The 22,807-nt window shown below is 34.2% G+C and carries 24 protein-coding genes; 14 read left to right on the plus strand and 10 right to left on the minus strand.

What is annotated here, in order from left to right:
- Positions 1–136 precede the first annotated feature (136 nt).
- Together ACH6EI_RS26655 and ACH6EI_RS26660 are read left to right on the plus strand one after the other, a co-directional pair.
- Complete coding sequence (locus tag ACH6EI_RS26655) at positions 137–661, plus strand: hypothetical protein (RefSeq protein ID WP_014462121.1); 525 nt, start codon at positions 137–139, stop codon at positions 659–661.
- Positions 662–676: 15 nt separating this feature from the next.
- Complete coding sequence (locus ACH6EI_RS26660; RefSeq protein ID WP_014462120.1) at positions 677–895, plus strand: hypothetical protein; 219 nt, start codon at positions 677–679, stop codon at positions 893–895.
- A gap of 1 nt (position 896) precedes the next feature.
- On the opposite strand, the gene ACH6EI_RS26665 is transcribed toward ACH6EI_RS26660, so the two are convergent.
- Positions 897–2,213, minus strand: a complete 1,317-nt coding sequence (locus ACH6EI_RS26665) for a glycosyltransferase family 2 protein (RefSeq protein ID WP_034327521.1) — start codon at positions 2,211–2,213, stop codon at positions 897–899.
- A gap of 243 nt (positions 2,214–2,456) precedes the next feature.
- On the opposite strand from ACH6EI_RS26665, the gene ACH6EI_RS26670 reads away from it, so the two are divergent.
- On the plus strand, positions 2,457–2,891 hold the full coding sequence (locus tag ACH6EI_RS26670) for a hypothetical protein (protein ID WP_014462118.1): 435 nt from the start codon (positions 2,457–2,459) through the stop codon (positions 2,889–2,891).
- A 206-nt stretch (positions 2,892–3,097) separates the two neighbouring features.
- Here the strand turns inward: ACH6EI_RS26670 and ACH6EI_RS26675 are convergent, their stop codons facing one another.
- From ACH6EI_RS26675 to ACH6EI_RS26685, 3 genes are all read right to left on the minus strand, one after another.
- A complete protein-coding gene (locus ACH6EI_RS26675) occupies positions 3,098–3,526 on the minus strand; it encodes a spore coat protein (protein WP_014462117.1) in 429 nt (142 codons plus the stop codon).
- A 25-nt stretch (positions 3,527–3,551) separates the two neighbouring features.
- Positions 3,552–4,112 carry a spore coat protein gene (locus ACH6EI_RS26680; protein WP_014462116.1) on the minus strand — a complete coding sequence of 187 codons (561 nt, stop codon included), beginning with the start codon at positions 4,110–4,112 and terminating at the stop codon, positions 3,552–3,554.
- A gap of 138 nt (positions 4,113–4,250) precedes the next feature.
- A complete protein-coding gene (locus ACH6EI_RS26685) occupies positions 4,251–4,466 on the minus strand; it encodes a spore coat protein (protein WP_014462115.1) in 216 nt (71 codons plus the stop codon).
- Positions 4,467–4,762: 296 nt separating this feature from the next.
- Here ACH6EI_RS26685 and ACH6EI_RS26690 point away from each other — a divergent pair, with 296 nt between their 5' ends.
- Positions 4,763–5,584: a YncE family protein gene (locus tag ACH6EI_RS26690; protein ID WP_033580845.1), complete on the plus strand. Its 822-nt coding sequence runs from the start codon at positions 4,763–4,765 to the stop codon at positions 5,582–5,584.
- 142 nt (positions 5,585–5,726) lie between these two features.
- Here ACH6EI_RS26690 and ACH6EI_RS26695 read toward each other — a convergent pair whose 3' ends face one another.
- A complete protein-coding gene (locus tag ACH6EI_RS26695; protein WP_080974307.1) occupies positions 5,727–6,470 on the minus strand; it encodes a hypothetical protein in 744 nt (247 codons plus the stop codon).
- 169 nt (positions 6,471–6,639) lie between these two features.
- On the opposite strand from ACH6EI_RS26695, the gene ACH6EI_RS26700 reads away from it, so the two are divergent.
- The 6 genes from ACH6EI_RS26700 to ACH6EI_RS26725 all read left to right on the plus strand — a co-directional run bounded on the left by ACH6EI_RS26700 (position 6,640) and on the right by ACH6EI_RS26725 (position 11,928).
- Entirely contained in the window at positions 6,640–6,789 is a 150-nt protein-coding gene (locus tag ACH6EI_RS26700; RefSeq protein WP_014462112.1) for a hypothetical protein, read from the plus strand.
- A 240-nt stretch (positions 6,790–7,029) separates the two neighbouring features.
- The gene (locus ACH6EI_RS26705) at positions 7,030–7,686 is read left to right on the plus strand and encodes a PIG-L deacetylase family protein (protein WP_033580846.1); all 657 of its coding nucleotides are present in this window, start codon (positions 7,030–7,032) and stop codon (positions 7,684–7,686) included.
- Positions 7,683–8,987 carry a glycosyltransferase family 4 protein gene (locus ACH6EI_RS26710; protein ID WP_049166414.1) on the plus strand — a complete coding sequence of 435 codons (1,305 nt, stop codon included), beginning with the start codon at positions 7,683–7,685 and terminating at the stop codon, positions 8,985–8,987. The genes ACH6EI_RS26705 and ACH6EI_RS26710 overlap by 4 nt, the downstream gene beginning before the upstream one ends.
- Positions 8,988–8,990: 3 nt before the next feature.
- Positions 8,991–10,166: a carboxylate--amine ligase gene (locus ACH6EI_RS26715; protein ID WP_014462109.1), complete on the plus strand. Its 1,176-nt coding sequence runs from the start codon at positions 8,991–8,993 to the stop codon at positions 10,164–10,166.
- A gap of 5 nt (positions 10,167–10,171) precedes the next feature.
- Positions 10,172–11,227 carry a phosphotransferase gene (locus ACH6EI_RS26720; protein ID WP_028412743.1) on the plus strand — a complete coding sequence of 352 codons (1,056 nt, stop codon included), beginning with the start codon at positions 10,172–10,174 and terminating at the stop codon, positions 11,225–11,227.
- A 140-nt stretch (positions 11,228–11,367) separates the two neighbouring features.
- Complete coding sequence (locus tag ACH6EI_RS26725) at positions 11,368–11,928, plus strand: hypothetical protein (RefSeq protein WP_049166416.1); 561 nt, start codon at positions 11,368–11,370, stop codon at positions 11,926–11,928.
- Between the two features lie 200 nt (positions 11,929–12,128).
- On the opposite strand, the gene ACH6EI_RS26730 is transcribed toward ACH6EI_RS26725, so the two are convergent.
- Both ACH6EI_RS26730 and ACH6EI_RS26735 read right to left on the minus strand, forming a co-directional pair.
- Complete coding sequence (locus ACH6EI_RS26730) at positions 12,129–12,641, minus strand: hypothetical protein (protein WP_048019995.1); 513 nt, start codon at positions 12,639–12,641, stop codon at positions 12,129–12,131.
- A gap of 428 nt (positions 12,642–13,069) precedes the next feature.
- Positions 13,070–13,546: a hypothetical protein gene (locus ACH6EI_RS26735; RefSeq protein WP_033580848.1), complete on the minus strand. Its 477-nt coding sequence runs from the start codon at positions 13,544–13,546 to the stop codon at positions 13,070–13,072.
- 598 nt (positions 13,547–14,144) lie between these two features.
- On the opposite strand from ACH6EI_RS26735, the gene ACH6EI_RS26740 reads away from it, so the two are divergent.
- A complete protein-coding gene (locus ACH6EI_RS26740; protein ID WP_397378468.1) occupies positions 14,145–14,660 on the plus strand; it encodes a DUF4183 domain-containing protein in 516 nt (171 codons plus the stop codon).
- An 85-nt stretch (positions 14,661–14,745) separates the two neighbouring features.
- Here the strand turns inward: ACH6EI_RS26740 and ACH6EI_RS26745 are convergent, their stop codons facing one another.
- Complete coding sequence (locus ACH6EI_RS26745) at positions 14,746–15,030, minus strand: DUF4183 domain-containing protein (RefSeq protein WP_028412741.1); 285 nt, start codon at positions 15,028–15,030, stop codon at positions 14,746–14,748.
- 318 nt (positions 15,031–15,348) lie between these two features.
- Here ACH6EI_RS26745 and ACH6EI_RS26750 point away from each other — a divergent pair, with 318 nt between their 5' ends.
- The 3 genes from ACH6EI_RS26750 (at position 15,349) to ACH6EI_RS26760 (ending at position 17,253) form a co-directional block, all read left to right on the plus strand.
- Positions 15,349–15,753: a DUF4183 domain-containing protein gene (locus ACH6EI_RS26750; RefSeq protein ID WP_028412740.1), complete on the plus strand. Its 405-nt coding sequence runs from the start codon at positions 15,349–15,351 to the stop codon at positions 15,751–15,753.
- A gap of 201 nt (positions 15,754–15,954) precedes the next feature.
- Complete coding sequence (locus ACH6EI_RS26755) at positions 15,955–16,656, plus strand: DUF1796 family putative cysteine peptidase (protein ID WP_049166417.1); 702 nt, start codon at positions 15,955–15,957, stop codon at positions 16,654–16,656.
- A 108-nt stretch (positions 16,657–16,764) separates the two neighbouring features.
- Complete coding sequence (locus ACH6EI_RS26760; RefSeq protein ID WP_033580849.1) at positions 16,765–17,253, plus strand: spore coat protein; 489 nt, start codon at positions 16,765–16,767, stop codon at positions 17,251–17,253.
- A 420-nt stretch (positions 17,254–17,673) separates the two neighbouring features.
- Here ACH6EI_RS26760 and ACH6EI_RS26765 read toward each other — a convergent pair whose 3' ends face one another.
- Together ACH6EI_RS26765 and ACH6EI_RS26770 are read right to left on the minus strand one after the other, a co-directional pair.
- Positions 17,674–18,201: a P-loop NTPase family protein gene (locus tag ACH6EI_RS26765; RefSeq protein WP_049166418.1), complete on the minus strand. Its 528-nt coding sequence runs from the start codon at positions 18,199–18,201 to the stop codon at positions 17,674–17,676.
- Positions 18,202–18,353: 152 nt separating this feature from the next.
- The gene (locus ACH6EI_RS26770; protein ID WP_397378471.1) at positions 18,354–22,787 is read right to left on the minus strand and encodes an Ig-like domain-containing protein; all 4,434 of its coding nucleotides are present in this window, start codon (positions 22,785–22,787) and stop codon (positions 18,354–18,356) included.
- Positions 22,788–22,807: the final 20 nt, after the last annotated feature.

Below are 22,807 nucleotides of genomic sequence, written 5' to 3' on the forward strand. Positions count from 1 at the left end.
AGTTCTTGCTACTGTATAAGAAAGGCGGATTTTTAAGTAAATTAGGTAAACCGCCGAGCACCTTAAAATCGGATAAGCATATTATAAAACATAGATAATAATGCAAAAACTTTGCTTTAAGAAAGGATGAATTCTATTGGCACTATCAAGTGAAGCAAGAGCAGCGTTGTTAAAAAACCTGCTTTCATTACCTCAAACAGTCAACACAACTACTACTTCTGCTACAGACCTTTTAAATGCTGTCAACCCTGCTACTACTGTAACTAACGCCTTAAATACTATTAATCCTACTACTGTCGTAACAGATCTTTTAAATACTGTTAATACAACTACAACTGGCCTTTTAAATACCGTTAATACGACTACAACTGATATCTTAAACACTACTACGGGTCTTGTAAGTACTACTACTACTTCTGCTAGTGATCTTTTAAGAAATCTTCTCTCCATATTAGCAGGACTACCAATTTCATCTGGTTCAGCCCCGATTAGAAACGACTTAAAAAATCGTGTTAATCAAACAGTTCAACTATCTACACCAAATGAAACCATTACAGGTGTTTTACTTGCTGTTTTATCAGACTACGTGGCAGTTGCTGAAAGTGACGGATCGTTAAACTATATCCCACTTTCTAAAGTTGAAACAGTATCATCACTTTAAGGAAGGAGTCATACTATGTTTGAAAGTACTTTAGTAGCTGAATTAACAAAGCGTATTGGTACACCAGTCGAAATCGCACTAGCAGATGGCTTTGTTGAAGGAATTATCACTGCTGTAACAAATGGCCTTATTACAATCCTTCAAACTGTGGGATATGGATATGGCGGAACTACTCTTCCTTTAACTATTGCTCTTCCATCAATTACTTCAATTAAAATTTCACCGGTTGCGTAAACTAGTCAAGGTATTTTAAGAAATCACTCCAACTGGAGTGATTTTTTTTCGTGATACTTAACGGATGTTCCCTTACGTTATAAACTGTCATATCCTTATATAACAATCGATGTGTTTTTATTAGATCATTTAATACACTTACATCCTCATACATTCGTCCTCCTTCAAAATCAATTAAAGGAAACCCGTTATTTTGTTTTAAAGTCGACGTACGATAGATGCGAGGTCCTAAGGGAAATACATAGGAAAGAAGGTCGTTTCTATTGAGAATCGCTCGTCCTTTCCTTAACCCTTTATACCTTATATTTTCTTCTCCATTCTGCTTCCATGCTCTTAAATTACCGTAGAGAACAGCTACATCTTCCTTTAAATTTTCTAAACATCTTCTTATAGTGTAAAATGCATCTGGGTCTAGCCAGTCATCGGCATCTAACTCCATGACAAATTCTGTTTCAACATATGATAGAGCCGCATTAAGAGCCCTTGCTTTCCCACCGTTATCTTTACTAAGAAACCTAAAACCTGGTGTGTTTTTAAAACTTTTTATAATCTCTAGGGAATGATCGTTTGATCCATCATCAACTACTATTATTTGTTCTGGAAGACTACTTTGCAGAATACACGAGTTAATAGCTATCCCTACATAATTAGCCATATTATAATTAGCTATAATAACAGCAATCGAAGGAGCTAAGTTCTGTTTCTCTAACTTTTGCTGATACTTCTCTATAAAATTTAACTTTTGAAGATTACTACTGGTTTTATCTATGAATGTTTGATTAACCAATTTATTCGGTGAAGAAGCGATAGATAGTTCATCTACTGTTGAAAGCCAAGATGGAAGAACAGATTCTTTAAATGGAATGTGGCATCTCAAAGAGAAGGGATGTTGTTGGAGAAAAGAAGCCTTTGACAAAAACGGTCGCTGTATAACTTTATTATTAATTGTGATATCGTAAGTCATTACAACTTTCTCATCATCTAATGCTAATTGATGCTTCGTAATACTATTATCTAAATAATCATAACTATACAAGAACATGACATATTCACAAGACAGTGATTGAATGTGATGATTTAATGTTAACCCTAAATCATTATCAAGTAAGTTTATACATTTTGTCTTTGCACCTTCAAAAGTCAATCCTAATTGGTTTAAAGACTCCGGTATGTCCAAGATAATAATTTCATCTATACGATTATTAATAAGATGCACCGAATCTATAGCTTTTTTTATCGAACTTGAGTTTACATATCCAATTAAAAACAAATGAATATCCTTCATATATACTCCTCCGCCTTTAAGAATTCTAGCCATCATGAGGCCTCATTAAGCTGTTTTCCTGACACCTAATTTATTGCTTTACATATGATCATTCTATGTGTATCTCTCAGTATGTATGGTTTAAATTCGAACACTTTTTCATTAAAAGAATCCTTAATCAGATGTTAATCTAATTAATAACAGTTTAAATAACACTATAAGGTAATTAGTTTGTCCAATCACTACAGGTCACCATTTCATATAGTAATAGTACATAGAAAGGAGGTTAAAAATACCATGACGATATTATTAGATTCTAGAACATCTCAAAATGCTAGTATAGCTAACTCTATTTCTATCCCTATTACACTTCTCTCTAATCCAGGTCTATTCGGTCAAATTGGCCTCAACGTTACAAGTGCTACAGGTGCTATTCGTACTCAATTAAGTGGTACTGTAGCTTGCCAATTACCACTCCTCCCTGTCGCAACTACTGTTACAATTACTATTGTAAGAGGTACTGCCTTTAACGACCCAGTTGTCTACTCTTCATCGGAGGCGTTGAATATTAACCTTTTAGGACCACAGCTTTTTACGTTTACTGCTTCAGATTTTAATGTACCAAAGCCAGCTTCTAATCTTTTAATTTACACAGCTTTCATCACTTGTAACATCCTAGGAACTGTGAGAGTTGGACCAGAAAGTTTTAATGGAGTTGCTTATTCGGATTAAGAATATTATTCAATTTTATTTAATAAAAAAGTCTTCGCTTTTATAAACGCGAAGGCTTTTTTACTTTCTTTTATTTACTAAAACACGCACGAATAAATTTAGCTAAATGCATTCACAGAATAAAATTCCCTGTTTATTCTGTTTTCCTATATAGGATTACAATAATTTCCCTTCCTTGTTTTTACGCTCAGAAGGTTAGTTACATATTAAAGGATGTCTAATGTAACTAAGATAGCGATTAATACTTGTAATAGTACTTGAAGATTTACAGCGATATCTGTGTCAGTAGCTGTAACATTTACATTTGTAGAGTTTTCAATAATTGTTTTTTGAGAATTTTTTTGTTTAATGCTAGCGAATTGTTTTAGTTCTTCAACGACGCTGTTTCCTTGCACATTATCACCGATTGTAATACGAACTACTACTGCAATAGCTATCTGTAAAGCTACTTGAATAGTCGCTGCAATTTGAGTATCTGTCGTTTGTACTCTAACACCTTCTGAATCTTTAACAATAATTTTCTCAAAAGATTTTTGTTCAGTAGCAGCTATTTGATCAGCTTCTTGCCATACGTCTCTACCACTGAACCGTTTATTTTCACAATGGTCTAGTGCTCTCCATTTTCTTTCACCCATTTTTCTCACCTCGTTTAATTTTTAATTAAAGAACATCGACAAGTACAATAATAGCTACTAATACTTGTAACAATACTTGAACGTTAAGAGCCACGTCTGTATCAGTCGTTGTAATTTCTACGTCTTTAGAATTCTCAATATAAATTTTTTGTTTATTTGTTTGCTCTATTTCAGATAGCTGTAATAAGTCTTGAAGCACACCATCTTTTTGAACAGTATCGCCGATGGCAATACGAATTACAATAGCGATGGCTACTTGGATAGCCACTTGAATACCGATAGCTGCTTGAGTATCTGTTGTAGTGACATTAACATCACAAGAATCTTTGATCCAAATTAATTCATCTGATTCTTGGTCAATTAAAGAAAGTTGATCTGCCTCTTGAACTACTTCTGCATTAAAACTTTCAAAACTCTCCCTACTTTCGAAACTCTCACGACTATTATAGTAATCATATTCCGTAGATTCACTTTCATAGTGATCTACTTTACAGCCATCTTTACAATGCTTCTTAGGATCATCTTTTTTATGTTTGCTTTTGCATTTTTTCTTTACATCGTAAGAATAATACTTTTTAGATGACATAACTAACACTCCTTTTTCATGGTATGTATTAATATATGAACATACCAATCAATAGGATTGGGCCAATTGACCATTGAGTGCAACCATTTTAAAAAACAACAAAAACGCCTATTTAACGGCGTTTATAAATAATATAATTTATTTTTTTTTGTTGGTAGCATTTGTTTGTTTTACAAACTCATCCACTCGTTTTGACAAATCTTCAACCATTTCTTTAAGCATTTGTTTTTTCTCTTCAGATAGGTTTCCTTTAATTTTTTCTTTATCTATGCCATGTTTAGAAAAAACATCGTTTACTAATAAGTCCATTAACTTATTTGGAACAATCTCCGGTTTTTTAGGTGAATCACTCATATTAATCGCTCCTTCTATATAAGGTCGTTATTCATAACAACATATGCAGGAATGGCCTAAAAGGAAACAATTCCCCCTTGTTTTCACATGTTGTGGAAGCGATTTTTTACTCACCAATATTTTCATTTAAATAAAAACAGTAGCATTTCTATCTTAGGTTAACTGTACTAGCCATCTCTGTCGCCTAAAAATTTAAGATAATAAAATAAATTTAACATCATATATTTGTACATAAGGTAAGTGCCTTATGTTTTCAACAATTTTCTTAACAGTATTTATGAAAAGAGTTGAGTTAAATGGGAAAAAAAGCAAAGGTTGTGCATGTTGCAGGTGATTTTTTATCTCCAAAAGGAAAATCATCTACTAATCAAATTTATACAATAAATGAGGATAACAATACGGTTTCTGTGATGGATGGATTAACTGATGATTTAATTGCCACTATAAATGTAGGACGTCAGCCAGCAAACGTAAATGGCAATCCATCTACTAATCGTATTTATGTGACTAATAAAGGTGATAATACAGTTTCCGTCATTGATGCAGGTGCAAATACAGTTATTGGAATTATTCCAGTTGGGAGTCAGCCTTCAGGTGTAGGGGTTAATCCCTACACGGATAGAGTTTATATCACAAATGCTGGGGATGATACTGTTTCCGTCATTAATGGTGCAACCAATATTGTTGTTGCCACAATACCTGTAGAAACCCACCCAATTAATTTAGATGTCCATCCCTATATTAACCGTATTTATGTAGCTAATAAATTTAAAAATACAGTCTCTGTCATTGATGGATTGACGAATGCTGTAATGGCTACAGTGCAAGTCGGTGATCAGCCTACTGACCTAGGGGCTAACCTATCTAACAATCGTATTTATGTAGCTAATAAAAATAGTGATACCGTTTCCGTCATTGATGCAGGTACAAATGCTGTAATTGGAATAGTACCTGTCATAGAACAACCTTCTATGGTTGATGTTAACGCAGCCAATAATCAAATTCACGTAACGAATGAAGAAAATAGTGTAGTCTCTGTCATTGATGGTGCCACTAATATTGTCATTGCTACCCTCCCTGTCGGTGATCAGTCAACTTATACAATAACCGATACCTAATATAAGAACATAACGTGGATACTTATGTTCTATAAGAGGTGGCATAACCATGATTTTATTTTATAACCTGTAGCAACAATAATCTTATAGAAACACAATTATTGTTGCTACAATTAATGATTTCAAATATTTCTTAAGGAGTTCACTCTTTATCAAAATTTCTCCATTTTTGATAAAGAGAAGGTTGAATATCTTTAACATGAGATAAAAATTCTTTTGATAAGTTTAATCCCTTCAAATCTTTTAGTAATTTAATAGGAGTAGGTCGCTTAGAACTAAAAGCTCTTTTAAGATCAATTATTTTTAAATTTCCCTGTTCAGTTATTAGAACATGCCGTAATTCCGTATCTTGTCTACGAAAACTTAATTTCTTTAATTCATTAAAGAGGCTTATCAATTGTACAACCAAAGCCTTTTCTATATATTGATTTTTTTTCAGATGTTTTGCCAAGGAAATTCCTTTTATATATTCCATGACTATGTAATTTGGTCCATAATCGTAGAGATGAGGAATAATAAAAGACGACTGCCCCACTTTTATTGCTTCTAACTCTTTTTTATATACCTCTTCCTTAAAAAATACTTTTACACATCGATTATCAGTCAATTGATAAATAACACCATCTTTGCCTTGTCCAACTACCTTATACCTTTTAAAATTCATAAGTTCATTTTCTTTTTCTCCTATTAATTTCTGAGAAGAGTGCCCAAATGCTTTATCATTCAACAAGTCTAATTTTTTAACGCTGTTAGACGGAACAAGCTGGACATTATTATTACTCAGCAGCTGATACTTTTTCTTATTGTGCCATTTAAAGAGAGTTTCTTTCGGAAGCCTATCCCACCTATCATGATCACTACGATAATGAAAATATGATTTTCCCATTCTGTTCCTCCTTCCCCATTTGTTATTCTATTCGTTTATAAATAAATTGCTTGTATACTTATCCATCTACATATAAGTTCGCGAAAAATTTTTGTTCAAATCCAAGACAAGCACCCTCTCCTGTTACCAACGGTTACATACTATAGTAATGAAAGAGGTGAATATTGATATGAAGTATAAAGAAGATTGGACTTTGGAAGAGAAAGATCATAAAAATCCTTGTAAAAAGTGTGAGAAACATAAAAAACATGATTCTTGTAAGGATACTTGTAAAGAAATGAGAGTTATAAATTTATGGAAATTAAACTCTAAGTATTAATTTTACCTAAAAAAGAAATAAGACCTATTGGCATTTAGCAATAGGTCTTATTTCTTTTATGGCTCTACTTTTTCTTACTACTAAAATTACATAATGAAAGAAGCAACAAATATGCCTTCTATATTAATTAGTATAGCTCTAATTTTTAATTCTCCGCCAATGACGGTTTCTAATATCTGGATAAGCTCATATATTGTTTATAGTACAAGTATAGAAGAAAAAGCTACAGGAGGCACAGATATGAGCAATTGTATATTAGTAATCGGGGCTCATCCTGATGATGAACTATTAGGAACCGCAGGAACCTTAAAAAAATTTGTAGATGAAGGGTATAAAGTAATTTCGGTAATTACTGCTTTGGGCAGAAAGGAAGAAGCTCATCATATTCAGAAATTTGGTCGACTTGCTAATAAAGAAATTGGTATTGAAGAAGTAGTATTTCTTGAGCATGTCAATTTGGAACTAGAAATGATTCCTCTTCACGAATTAACGAAAGAAATCGAGCAGCTTATCAAAAAATACAAACCGGTCAAGATTTTTACACATCACTATGGAGATCTAAATAGAGATCATCAGATCACTTTTCAGGCGGTATTAACTGCAACTAGACCACTCCCATATACTTCCCCCATAGAATTAATTACATTTGAAACCGTTTCGTCGAGTGAATGGGGTGCTTTCTCTTGTGAAAAGACATTTAAACCAAATTTTTTTGTAGATGTTACGGCCACCATGGAAAGTAAACTTAATGCCCTTAAACATTATGATCTCGAAATGAGATCGTTCCCTCATCCTCGTTCTTATGAAGGTGTTAAGTACTTAGGAAGGCTAAGAGGCATGAGCATTGGCGTACCTTATGCTGAAGCTTTTGAAATTATAAGGAGGGTTTGGAAATGAACCATGAAATTGCCTTTCCCTACCCCTATCTAATCGACACGTTAGACCAATATTATGGACTTAAGTCGCGCTCTTCTAGAAAAACCATTTCAAAAGAAAATTCGAAAAGAAGAAGCTCTTCAAGAAAAAATTCGAAAAAGAAATTTTCTATTTTAATTGCTACCTTTTGGAGCTTCCCTCACGTGGGTGGACTGTCGAATTATATCTCTACTTTAAGTAAAGGTTTAAAAAGTCAAGGACATAAAGTAGACATTATTTCTCCTAATCAATTTTCAATGTCAAAAGTAAAGCAATTCCGAGAAGTTGCTACCCCAAATTTAAAACATTTTTTTACCAAACGTTATGGAAGTTACAATGACAGAATTTTAAATCATCAAAGACTTATATATGTATATGAAAAAATGCTCGAAACAATAAATTTAGAAAAATATGATATTCTTCATGCACAAGATTTATTTACAGCAAATATCTTGGGAAGATTTAATGAATTCTATAATAAACCCTTATTTTACACGCCCCATGGAATGTTCACATCTAATAGACTCAAATTTAACATCATTAAAAAGTCGTCTGTAGAAGAAGCATATTTTACGGAGCTTGAAAGTAAAGCAATAGAATATGCAAGTCATATTATTGTTTTAAGCGATTCGTTTCGTGAACCATTAATAAAGCTAGGAGCAAAAAATAGAAACATCACTACAGTTATTACGGGAATTGATTATCCAGTGAACCAAAGGGAAGGAAAAGAAAAGGATTCACAAAAGCTAGTTATTACATGCGTAGCTAGGCTTGGTCCTCGAAAAGGACATAATTATCTGTTTGACGCACTGGCACGTCTAAAAAAATATACTTCCAATGTAGAGGTATTAATCGTCGGTGATGGACAAATGAGAGAGAAATTAGAAAAACAGAAAAAGGCTCTGGGTTTATCAATGGTAAACTTTTTAGGTTCTAGAGACGATGTACCTTCACTCTTAAATAAAACTGACATTTTTGTACTTCCAACAATCAATGATAGCTTACCCATTTCAATAATTGAAGCTATGCATAGTGGTACTGCTGTAATTTCCACAAATTGCGGAGGAATTCCTGAGCTGATAAAGCATAATAAAACAGGTATTATTGTCGAACCTGGGGACCCTGAACAGCTAGCACATGCATTAAAATTTCTCATTACAAATAAAGAAGTGCGAAATAAAATGAGCACAACTGCGAAAAACCATGCTAAAAACCACTTAACTGTAGACAGCATGGTAGGAAAAATAAAACATTTGTACACTGATTTTTGGGAGATGAATTAAAGTATGAACCATGAACACTCTGCAGTTATTCTTGATTTGAGCGCTAACGGGATTGGCATTATTAGAAGCTTAACAGCAAAAGGTATTAATGTTTACGCTTTTGACACAGAAAAACCATATAAAATAGGAAAATCACGCCTAGCTACTTGCAGTATATGCCCTAGTCCTGTAACTGAGGAAAAGAAACTATTAAACTTCTTAATTAACCTCTCTAAAAAAATTGGTTCAAAACCTGTCTTGTATACAGGAGCAGATGACTACGTACAATTCATTTCCAAAAACCGAGACGAATTGCTAAATTACTTCTTGTTTTTATTACCTGATGATAATTTAGTTGAGCAAGTGCTTGATAAAAACAAAACTTACGAGCTCGCCGTCAAGCATAATATTCCATGTCCAAAAACATATGTAATAGATAGTAAAGAGGAACTTGAAGAGGCTATCTTAAATGTTGAATTCCCATGTATTTTAAAACCTGTTCTCGGCCACGAGTTCAGAAAGAAAATCAACAAAAAAGCAATTGTATTTGATACTCCTGAGCAGTTAAGGAATGATTATTGTTTTTATAGAGAATGCGGACAATTAGTTATTCAAGAACTGATTCCTGGAGACAATCAATGCTTTTATAAAGTAGCTACTCTCTATAATGAAAATATGGAACTACTTGCATTATTCTCCTTACAAAAAAACCATCAGTTTCCTGCCGAATTTGGAACAGGTGCTCATATCGTCAGCAAAAGAGTTCCTGAACTTATCGATATATGTCTCCCATTTTTTGAAGAAATAAAGCTCAAAGGCATAGGCATGGCTGAATTCAAAAAGGATCCAAGAGATGGAATTTATAAATTCATTGAAATAAACCCTCGCTTTTGGCTTACCCATAGTCTCACAGGCCCCTCAGGTATTGACTTTGCCTACACCTATTATTTATACCTCACTAACCAAAACCCAGAGCCTAGATTGAATCAAATAGACGGTATTAAATGGATTTACCTTATAAGGTATTACCTTACTTTCCTTCAAAAGAAAAAAACTTCCGAAATGACATTCAAAGATTTTTATCTGGGGCTGCAAGGTCAAAAAGAGTTTGCTCTATTTGCATGGAATGATCCAATGCCATTTTTCAGAAGCGCATGGTCTCATTTAGTTAATACGTGGAAACGTAAGCGAAAGGAATGATTACTATGTATGATCTTAAGGCGCTCTATTATAAGATTAAAGATTTAAAAATAGCAGAAAAACTTTCTTATTCGATGGGTGAGAAAATTACAGTTATCCCTTCAGAAATTAAGTGTTTAAAATCAACAAAACGAAGTAGTATATATAAATTACTGCTTCAAAGAAAAAATGGTTATTATCCAATTATCTTTAAGGTCTACAATTCGACAGCCTACAAAAATGAAGTAGAGATTAATATTTACAAAAAATCTTACCCCATTTTAAAAGAGTTTTTGCCTCGCATTTATCTTGTAGAAACAGTCAAAAATGAAACCTGGGTCTTTATGGAATTTGTTAATCAAATACGTGGACAATTGACCTTCTCTCCGTCTCACTTTCAATATATTATTCCCAGTATAGCTAAACTTCATGGTCAAACTTTTGAAAATAGGTTTAAAAAGAATGAAAACGTTTGGAGAGATTGGCTACCTGTTTATACTTCTACAAAAAAGAATAGGGCCAAATCTATGAATCAAACAGTTGACCTATTGCATGCAGCAATGAAAGATGATCGTATTGGCCATATTATAAAACCTTATTATTCATCATTAATTAAGCTATACAATAAAGGACCGGATTTCTTTCCTGAATTAACTAAAAATGGATTAGCTATTACGCATGGCGATCTACACATGCAAAATATATGTAGCAAAAATGTTACTGGACATACACCATGGCCTATTCAATTCATTGATTGGGAGTCAGCCAAATACGCTCCAGTATGGTTTGACATGGTTGTATTAGTGGAACTATTGTTAGGCTTCAGAAAAGACTGGCAACCAAATGCAGAGAAAATACGTACTCAGTGTGTGGGTCTATACGTGGCTGAAATGAAAAAACACGGAATTACCTTTAAAACAAACCCTATGATTCTTTATAAAATGGCCTATCTCCAGCGAACCTTGGAAAGAGGCCTTCACACTCAACTGAGAAGGATTGCTGATAATCGTGAAGGTGAGCTCTTAAGTTATCACCTTGAAAAAATTTCAACATGGGGCAGGGAACTAGGAATATACGAATAAATAGATTTTGGAAAATAGCTTTTAGACTATCGATTTAACAATAGTCTAAAAGCTATTTTTACCTTAATGTACAAGCAATTTCCCTTTTCAAAAATACAATATATAGAAACACCAATTTTAAATAAAGGCAGGGAATTTATTTGACTAAATTTTATTATGATTCTAATGAAGAAAGTAAGCACTGCTTGAAAGCGATGTATGACATGCGTAAAAATAAAGAAGAAAAAGACTATGGCAAAGATAAATGCAAAGACAAACATGAAAAAGACTACGGCAAAGATAAATGCAAAGACAAACACGAAAAAGACTACGGCAAAGATAAATGCAAAGACAAACACGAAAAAGACTACGGCAAAGGTAAATGCAAAGACAAACACGAAAAAGACTACGGCAAAGATAAATGCAAAGATAAACATGAAAAAGACTACGGCAAAGGTAAATGCAAAGATAAACATGAAAAAGACTACGGCAAAGATAAATGCAAAGATAAACATGAAAAAGATCATGGCAGAGATAAATGCAAAGATAAACATGAAAAAGATCATGGCAGAGATAAATGCAAAGATAAACATGAAAAAGATCATGGTAGAGATAAATGCAAAGATAAACATGAAAAAGATCATGGTAGAGATAAAGTTGTCTTTTACGAGAAAGACTATGCTAAAAATAAATGTAGATGCAGTAAAAGTTACTACAATTAAGCTATTTGATTCTAACTCTAATTACTTGTAACTAAATAAGTATCAAGAAAGGACTATTGACTCTCAGGTTAATAGCCCTTTTCTTTTTCACAGACAGAATGTCTAAAATATAGCTGCAGTAATCAAGATACTTAAAATTTTCTAGTAATAAAAAAACCACCATGCACAAAGTAAATTGTACATGGTGGTTTTTTATTATTTTAGAAGCAACAGCCTTTATTGGATTTTTTATTTTGACTGTTACAACCAATACAAAATGTTTTCTGTATAAAGACATTTAAAGTTCCAGCCGTAGTAGCAGAAGGATTCGAAACAGTTAATTTTTCAAAGTTTTCAACTTGAAAAGCTCTTGTAGAACCTGCAGGTATAGTCGCTGAGATCGGTAGCCTAGATCCTCTAACAAAAATTGATACCGTAAGACCAGTAGCTACACCAACACCAGTAGCTGCAGCTGATAACTGAAGAAGCGTTTTGTTATGGTTTCTAGTAAAGTCTTCAAAAACAGTTACATCTATAGCATTAGCAGGAACTGCAATAGTTAATGGGATATTTCCTGTTAAATTGGTTCCAGAACCCTCAATTGTATGATTTTCAACAAAGAATTTTTCATTCTCTTTTTTCTTATTATATGAACCCTTAGATGGGTAAGCTGCTTCTACATAATATACTTCATCGTTTTTATTATGGTGACGATAGCTTTTTATAATAATCACTCCTTTTTTATTTATATACTATTTTATTCATTTGTTTATAAAATGTTTGTGTGCTTGTCCAATAATAGTCATTTTCATAAAAAAAGTGATTATTCGACTATCTAATTTCAGGTTAACAACACGGTAAAGGAATTATTTGTATGTAGAGATAAGGTAATTAGAGTAGAAATTTCGCAGAGGTTGGTTGTTTGATAAGCTAATAGAAACAGTAGTAGTGAAGTTTAAGGCGTAAACAAAGATGTAAAATTCAAGTACAATACAATGCTTTAATTGCAGAATTTCACCCCCTCACCATTTGGTGAATAGAAAATGCATTCATGCATGATTACTTTAACAATTAGAGCATTCACCTTTTGTTCCCTCTCAGGTGTCTTTCTGGAATCAAAAGGTGAATCTCCACACCTATACAAATACATATAATAAACTGTTTACAGAGTTAGTTTACGTTCATTGATCATTTTGTAAACTATATCTTCATTGTTTTCTAAAAGCTCTTTAGTAGTGGCACTATGGTTTTTGGCATGGCGAGAAAAATTCGCTTTGCTATACCATTGGTGACATAGAGGACAAGGTAATTCGTTTTCAACTTCATAATTAATTGACGTCCACCTAGTAGAAAAAAAAGGAGATTTATCTGTATTTTCCTTTGTATACGAAGTGTTTTCACGATGTATACGATTTTGTATTCGCTGTGTAGTTGCAGCAACTTCATTTGTACTGGCGTTGTATAGACCATCTTCTAATTCTTCTTTAATGAGCAAATATCCAGCTTCAGACATAGATAACCCTAACTCTTCACAACGTTGTCGAAATTGCTCATATATACTTTCAGGTAACCGAATGGGCAGAACCTTACTTGGTTCTTTTGCTTTTGATTGCCGAGCGTACTTATCCAATTTCCCCAACCTTATCACCTCATTTATACAATTTGTATATACATTCAATACAATTCTTTATTGTTCCTGCTAACGCCTTAACTACATCCTGTATACGCTATGTAGTTAAAGCGTTTTAGAGTGAAACCTATTTACTTAATAAACTTGGTGGATGAAGAGGTGAAAATTGTATCGATAATGCTCCTAAACAATGAGCCCGGATGATGCTAGTTATCAGTAGGATTCACTCTTAGGTTATAGATTCTATATCACTTATACTATCATTAGGCGCTCATTTACCAAGTAAATGAATACCATAAGTATTGGAAGTTCTATTTGAAGAAACAACTGAAAAACTTACAGTTATTTTAATATTTGTTAACAAACCTATATATAATCATTTCAGATAAAGAAGACACGTGTGAATGTATATGTTGGACAAAAGTCGCTAGAGTAATATTTCTTCATCTTTTCCTTATAACAGCTATAAAAGGTCAAGTTATAATTAACTACTCTAATGTATAAAGAACCTCAAGGTTACCTTTCTTCTTTTATCCTTCTTGTATGTCTACTCTCCCCTTCACTGATTTAAGGTAGATGAAATTGCAATAAAAGGAGGTATTGACACTTGATACGTAGATACGTTCTCTGTAAAAAGATCTCTTACAAAAAAAAGAAACGAAAAGCTCATTGTTACAGATCACCCCATTCTGTATATGTTTCCAATTCACAATCTATATTGGTATTTTGTTCCATCCATAACCTCTGTAATCAAAAGTACAGAGGGCCTCAGGGATCTCAAGGGCCTCAGGGACCTCAAGGACCTCAGGGGCCTCAAGGACCTCAGGGGCCTCAGGGGCCTCCACTCTCAGATTTAATTCCCTCCACTAATTTATTATATTTTACTTTTTCAGATGGTCAAAAACGCCTATATACCAATAATGATGGGATAGCTCAATATGGAACCACTGAAATATTGGCACCTGAAGAAGCTTCTTATATCAATTTATTTATTAATGGTATTCTACAGCCTGATATTAATTATCAAATTCAAAAAGGAAGCTTAACTTTACTCACAGAAGAAGTACCTTCAAAAGAGGTTCCCATTATTATCCAATTTGTGTTAATTAATAAGGAAGTATAAAAAAGTTTATAAATTCTAAGATAGTCATAAAAAAAAGAACTGACTTCCCCAGTTGGGAAATCAGCTAAAAAATAGAATACATTAGTTAGTTTACAACAAATTCAACCACAATAGGGGTAGCAGATGCAAGGGTGTCTCCATCAGGAATGGTAATAAAACTATTAGTAACTGTTGAAGTATCACCTGTTTGAATTTGCCCGTTAATATAAAGATTATAATAAGCAGGAGCAGTTGGAAAAACTGTAGCAGCTGTTCCTCCATCAGTAGTAAAAGCTGTAGCAAGAATACTATAGGTAGCGCCAGTACCTGTTCCTGCTCCTGCAGTGCTACTAAACCTTAAAGAATTCATAAAGGGCTTAACGATTGGCATTTATGATCCTCCCTTCTTAATTATTGAATTATTTATCGCTCTTCTTTTTTAAAAATTTTAAAATGCTTCTTTACGAATACACTTTGAAATCATTAAAGGAAATATAAAACAATGCTAATTCTCTATTTATTATTCTTCTACTTTAATTTAGAAACGGCAAAAGACCTAAATGGTAAAAAAGATTGTTCACCATTTAAAAATTTGGACTACCTCTATAGACTATTGACCGTGGCAAATAATAGAAATCTGACTATTAATAGATAGAGGGGATATTAACATTCTTTCTACATCCCATGCTTCGAAAGGAGAATAAGACATATGCCTATTATTAAACCTGTTTTTACAGCCACTAGTACAATTGCTGGAGATATTACAGTAGCAACAGCAACGAGTGTGGCTCCTACCCCAGCAAGATTTACAACATTTGTAACGGCCCCAATGGTTGCAGGAGGAGTCACATCGATACCTGCTGGAAGCTTTATTGATGATGTAGGAGCAACAATCACAGCTTTGCCTGATGTAACAGCTAATTCTTACGCTAATATATATATCAATGGAGTCATGCAACCTACTAATGTCTACACTTTATCTACTACAGCCTTAAATATTGATGATACTGTAACTGTTGGAGCACCTGTAATTGTAGAATTTGTTACTCACTCTGCAACTTCTACCTCAACTCCAACTAGTACGTTATCTGTCACTACCGTAATTAATACGTAATCCTATATAAAATAAAAAACATGACAAACCTTTAATCTTGTCATGTTTTTTATTTTATATTGGAGTGTAACATTTGAATTTCCAATATAAATAATTGCTCTTTATATAGACTCGTAAAAAAGATTCTTTTTAAATATGCCTTTTATTGTCCAATCAACTGAAAACCCTATTCTATATACTATAGTGTAAGAAAATAAAGGAGTGATTGATATAAACTTACAAGATATAAAAGGCTCTTATAATTTGGTGGCTGGCTTAGGAAGCTGGTGTGGCCCAGCGCTTTATTCCGAACGTCACGGTTTGAGAAGGCATTCGTTTCCTCTTGATTGGATGCAATCTCCTTTTCTCCCTGACGTAAATACATTATTAAGAAACAAATTTCAAGGTTTTATGGAAGTAGAAAACATAATTGAAAAAGACATACTAGCTAATTATGTAGATGATAATGGATATCCTATTTTTAAATCCGGCACTTCTGAATCAATAAGAGCTCATTATGTTACAGATATTAAATATAACATTGACTCTGTTCACGACTTTCCTATGGTTCCTAACCAAGACTGGTCTGTCCAATACCCACCTTATAAAATAAGATTAGATCATCGTATTCAAACATTTCTTAATCAAATTGCACAAAGTCAACGTACGTTATTTATAAGATATGAATGGATGCCCACAAGCTACGAAGACGTAATTAACTTAAAATCAATTTTAACAGACATGACTAACGGTAACTTTAACCTTCTGTTAGTTGAGACTGTTGACGAAGAATTACATGGAGTAAAAGACATGAATTTTGGAACACCTGAAGACAAAATTTGTTGGGTTCAAGTTTCGCGAGATAATTGCACCAATACTTCTGTTTGGAATGATTTATTAAGCGGAATAACACTATTAAATTAAACGTTACTCTTTTTTCCTATAATATATAAAAGAAAAGGGACAAGTATACAAGCAAACCTCCTTAATTTTCATATTAATATAATAGAAACATATAAAGGAGGTTACACTTTGAGTTGTTCTAAAAAAAGAAAGTGCTACTGTAGTTGTCTAAATTCCAAACCTTCAAGAAAAAAAGAAAAAAATTGTAAAAAAACAAGATGTGCAGAGAAAAATTATTTTTGTTCCAATAGATATAATAATGCACTTATTGAAACTGATACAAGACAAGAGATCCTCAGTGATCAAGTTTCTGATTCAATCATTCTTGTGAAAAACTCCTGTGATGTTACTATTACTGCAACAGATACACAGACAACCATATTTCTTCAAAGCTTCATACAAATATTAACCATTTTCTTACTTTCAATAGGTCTCGATGCCAATTCAATAAGGCTGTTTTTACAAGAAGTTTCTCAGACCGCAAGGTCACTTCAATTAAATAGACAAAGAGTTATCGTTAAAAACAGTAAAGGTGTCAATGTAACAACATCCAATAACGATACAGCTGTTTTTATACAAAATTTTTTACAAGCGTTGACCTTATTACTAACTCCTTAGAAAACCATTGACCCTTTAATAACCTGTTAATAGAATTGTTGAAAATACTATGCGAACAGAGTTATGACAATTAGTATCTTCAATATATCCTCATAAATTAACTAACAGTGTACAAGCTATTGAAAATTCTTTGCTACTACAGCCTGTACACTATTTTATTACAGAGAAAGTTATCTAAAGCCACTACATTTATAGAATGCCTATATTACAACAAAAAGCAAAACACTTTTTATAACCTCTATGTAAACGATTTTCCATAACTATAAAAGAGTTTTTCATTCATCATAAATACATATGTAATACTCATAAAAAAGAAGCGTGTTAACACACATTCCATATCTAGGGACAAATAAGTAACGCTTGAAGAAAGAAATGGAGTAATTCAGTAACTTATAAATTACCTATAAGTAAACGTTTTTTCTATCCGTATTTCCCATTTCTTAATGTAGCAAGTAATTGTTCTAAATTGTATTTTCTCGCAATAGGAAATAAGCTTTTCCCTGGTTCTCCTTCATACTTCTGAAAAAGATCCAATATAATAGGTCGGTTTTCTTCATGAAATTTATCAATTTTGTAAAAGCTTTGTTTAACCAATTTTTCAGTTATTTTTATGTGCATTTGTTTATTCTGTTCTCGTATTAAAAATCGTTCTTTAGATTCTTTAGGGACAACATCTAAAAAAATAATAATATCGGCTTTACTAAAACGTAAATCATACGTATCTAGATATCCCCATCCCTCAACAATCCAACTTGCTGTATTTAACACCTTTTCCAACCTTTTTTTAAAATATCTCTTTCTTTGCCGAATTTGCGTTATTTTTCTCATTTTAGGTTCTCTAAACCACAAATCTAAATGATGGATAGGTATATGTAATTTTTCACTTAACTGTGTAGCTAGTGTAGTTTTACCAGAACAAGAATTTCCTAATATAACAATTTTATACACAAATATCACCTCAATTCATGTATAAAATTAAATCAAGCTATTTATTACCATTTCTATACATTCAATTATGCTCGTTACGTACAAAACATCGTGAATCTTAATTCAAAAAGCTATCCAACAAATGACTTGCTGGATAGCTTTTTAACTGTTACTTATTTTCTTATAACAAATTTAATAGTAACTTGAACCGATTCTCCTTCTATACTAACTATCTGCACAACAGCTGAATCCTCTCCTATAAAGTTTACGTTAGGGATGTAAATAAACTCGCCTGTCTCCGTATTAAGTTTAAATTTACCATTCTTCGTCCCTTTGACGATTTGATATTTAAGAGGTAGGTTTTTGACTGTACAAGCATCGATTTCACCACATATTTTCTTGTTAATGGTTCCTTTTATACATTGATCAGATACCTTTATAGGACATTTACCTTTTGATTTAGTTTTGCGTGGATCTCGCAACGATTTCTTTTTAGTATTAGATTTACCAGGAACTGGTGTGGGTGCCGGCGACACTCTTCTTTCCACGATGAAAGTAAGTGCTGCTTCACTTGAAGCTCCATCCGAATTAGTAACTCTTATAATCACCGTATCGGTCCCCACAAAATTAACATTAGGGACATAAATGAACTGGCCTGTATTCTGATTAATTCTAAACTGGCCGTTTTGAGGACCTGTTATAGCTTGATAAGTTAGTGGTAAAGAATTTGGATCAAAAGCAATGAGCTGACCAGTAGTAAGGGTATTAACAAATAACTTAATTACTTGCCCTACCACATTAGGAGGCTGAGGGTCTCTGCCTACTACAACTGTTACCACTACGAGCAATTCTGTTCCTAAATCATCTCGTACTAATACAGTAAAAGTGTCTGTTCCTACAAAATTAGGTGCAGGCTGGTAGACAAACCTTCCATTGGAATCAACGGTTACGCTACCACTTAAAGGAGCTGTTGCTAGTGTGTAATTTAATGGACGTTCTAGCAAATTAGTTACCTGAATATTACCAACCACTTGAACACCCTGCAAAGTAGCAAAGGTATTATTTCCTGGAGTAATTATATTATTGCTTGCAGTAGAATTAATGGTAACAATTGAAAACGCTTGTTGTCCGTCACTGTTTCTTACAGATACCACAAATTGATCCTGACCAATAAATCCTAAATTTGGTGTATAACTAAACGTTCCATCTGATCGTAGTACAAGTACTCCATTTGTTGGTGGGGTAGCCACAGCAAAGGTAAGAGGTCTTCCAAGTGCATCTGTTGCGATGATTTGGCTTTCAATAATTTGACCAGTTGGTGTGGTTAAAAGCTGATTTTCAACTGTAATTGGATCATTAACTCCCTGAATCAAAACAGTAACACTAGTTGTTGCTGACTGACCAAGATTATTTGTAACAATTACTGTGAAAGAATCTATACCAGTAAATCCTGGATTCGACGTATAGCTAAATGAACCGTCCGGATTAAAATTCACTGTTCCGTTTGCTGGTAGACTCTGAACTTGGTAGGTTAATGGATTACCCAATGCATCCACTGCCGTAACCTGACCGGTAACAGGTTGATTCGTTACTCCTTGAAGCGTAAGAGGGGTAACAACAATGCTATCTTGTTGTTCTTGAACAACTATCCGCACAATACCAATTGCAGAGTCGCCTCTGTCATTTTGAATTAATACAGTAAAACTATCTACTCCAAAAAATGCTGGACTTGGTGTATAGCTAAACGTTCCATCTGCATTTACCACAGCTGCTCCATTGGATGGAGATGCATTTAAAGAAAATCTAATTGGTCTCCCAAGATTATCAGTAGCTGATATCGTCCCTGAGACAGTTACACCTTGCTGAGTCTGTACTGTGATGTCTTGTGGTGTAATAGTACTTTGAACCGGATCAATTATAATTGAAACTGAAGCAATTGCTTGATCTCCTTGATCATTTTGAACCAGAACGTCAAATTGATCTGTTCCACTCACACCAGGAGTCGGTGTATAAACAAACGTTCCATCTGGATTTAAAATAACCGTTCCATAAGCAGGGAGATTGTTAAGGGTGTAGGTTAGTGGCCTATTTAGCTGATCTCGAACTGAAAGTTCACCATTTACACTCTGCCCTTCTACTGTTCGAACAATGGTATTACTGGCTACAATTTGATTAGCCAATTGTGTAACAGTTATTTGAACCGTAGTAGCTGCATTTAAACCCGTTTCGTTTTGAACAGACACTGTAAAAGAATCCGTTCCGACGAATCCTGGATTTGGTGTATACGTAAAAGTGCCGTCTGGGTTTAGTATTAAAATTCCATTCACTGGTCCGCCAAGTAAGGTATAAGTTAATGCTTCTCCTTGTGGGTCAATAGCTACAATACTTCCTGTTACAGGCTGCTGTTCGGTTGTTGATAGTGCTTGATTAGCTACAATTGGCGCCTGTTCTATCGGTCCCTGAGTGACAACAGAAATAGTTGCAACAGCTGTATTGCCAAGAACATCGCTTACAAGTACTTGAAATTGATCTGTTCCAAAGAATCCAGTATTTGGCGTATAGATAAATGTCCCATCTGGGTTAACTATGACAGATCCACTATTTGGATTAGACGTAAGCGTATAAAACAATTGGTTTCCACTCAAATTTGTAGCACTTACTTGCCCAGAAACTGGCGTATTGAATAAAGTCGTTATTTCACTATTTACCACTGAAATTCTGTCTCCTACTACTACTGTCACAACAGCATTAGCAATACTTTGATTTCCAGCTGAATCTATAACAACGATATCGAAGATATCTTCTCCTGTGAATCCAGGATTGGGCGTATAAACTAAAGTTCCATCTTGATTTAATACAACAGTTCCATTTGATGGCGGAATGGCTACAGCATAACTTAATGGAGAGCCTGCTGGATTCACAGTAGCAATAGACCCACTTACAGGTTGATTTGCTAAAGTAGTTAAAGTTAGCCCTTCAGCGCTAATCGGTAAATCTTGAGACTGAACTTCTACAGTAATAGTTCCAAACCCCTGGTTTCCAAGAGGATCTCTGGCAAAAACAGAGAATGAATCTGTTCCTACAAAACTTGGGTTCGGCGTGTACGTAAATGTTCCATCTGAATTAATAATGGCAGTACCATTAAGTGGTGCTAAATTTAGACCATATACTAGTGGATCTCCTTCAGGGTCAAAGGCAGGAACTTGCCCTGTTACAAACTGACCCTGTACAGTTGATAGTGATAAATCTACGACAATCGGTGGTTGGTTCACTCGAATTACACTGATAGTTACAAGAGATTGTGCACTAGCTCCACGACTATCCCTTACCTCCACTGTGAAAGAATCCAAACCAATAAAATTAGGATTTGGGGTATATAAAAAGGTACCATCTGGATTTACCACAGCTGTTCCATTAAAAGGAGTACCCGATAAACTAAAAATGAGTAAGTTATCGTCTGGATCTGTGGCAAAAACTTGCCCACTAATTGCTACATTTTCTATAGTCTGAAGGATAACATCACTTGTAATTGGCGAACTGTTCACGTCGATAACTGTAACATTTACAATAGACACTGCTGTGAGACCTGTTGAATCTTCTACAATAACCGTAAATAAATCTGGACCTACATAATTAGAATTAGGTGAATATATAAAACTGCCATCTATATTTACTACGGCGCTTCCATTGACTGGAGAAGTGCCTAAACGATAAGTGAGCAAATCCCCATTCGGATCGCTTCCTACTACCTGGCCAGTTACAGATTGATTTTCAGGAGTGGTAACCGAATAATTAGGTACAGTGGGTGGCTGTTCAACTGGTATAACAATAACAAATACATTCGTAATAATAAACTGTCCAGCTGGATCGGCTATACGTACAGTAAATGTATCATTTCCAGCAAAATTCTCATTTGGTACATAAGTGAATAACCCTTCTTGATTGATTACGGCTGTTCCATTAGTCGGTAGATCTTGTAAGGTGTACGTCAGAGGATCTCCTTCGGGATCAGTTGCTACGATTTGGCCTGTAACAGGGCTTTCTTCAAAAGTAGTAACCGTAATAACATCTGGACCTACTGGTGGATCATTTACTGGCAGAATCGTAATCGTGATGGTGGAAACGGCTGTTTCTCCTTGGCCGTCGCTTACTACCACACTAAAGCTATCTACCCCGTTGTAATTTTCGTTTGGCGTATACGTGTAGGTCCCGTCTGAATTTACTACCACCGTTCCATTTGCTGGACCTGTCAGTAACCCATATGTTAGGGGATTTCCGTCCACATCTGTTGCCACCACTTGGCTATTTAAACTCGTGTCTTCGTTGATCACAAACTCATAGTTCGGCACCACTGGTACATCGTTCACTGGCGTGACTGTCACAAATACATTTGTCACTATAAATGCGCCCGACGGGTCGCTTATTAACACCGTAAATGTATCCGGACCATTATAATTTCCATTTGGTGTATACGTGAACGTACCATCTGGATTTACCACTGCCACTCCGTTTGTTGGCGGATCTTGTAAGCTGTACGTCAGCACCTCTCCATCTGGATCAAACGCTGTAATTTGACTCGACACTGGCGTATCTTCATTGGTAACCAACGTCACCACCACTGGACCTA

The sequence above is a fragment of the Priestia sp. JSM ZJ58 genome, from assembly GCF_044383985.1.
Classification (GTDB): Bacteria; Bacillota; Bacilli; order Bacillales; family Bacillaceae_H; genus Priestia; species Priestia zanthoxyli.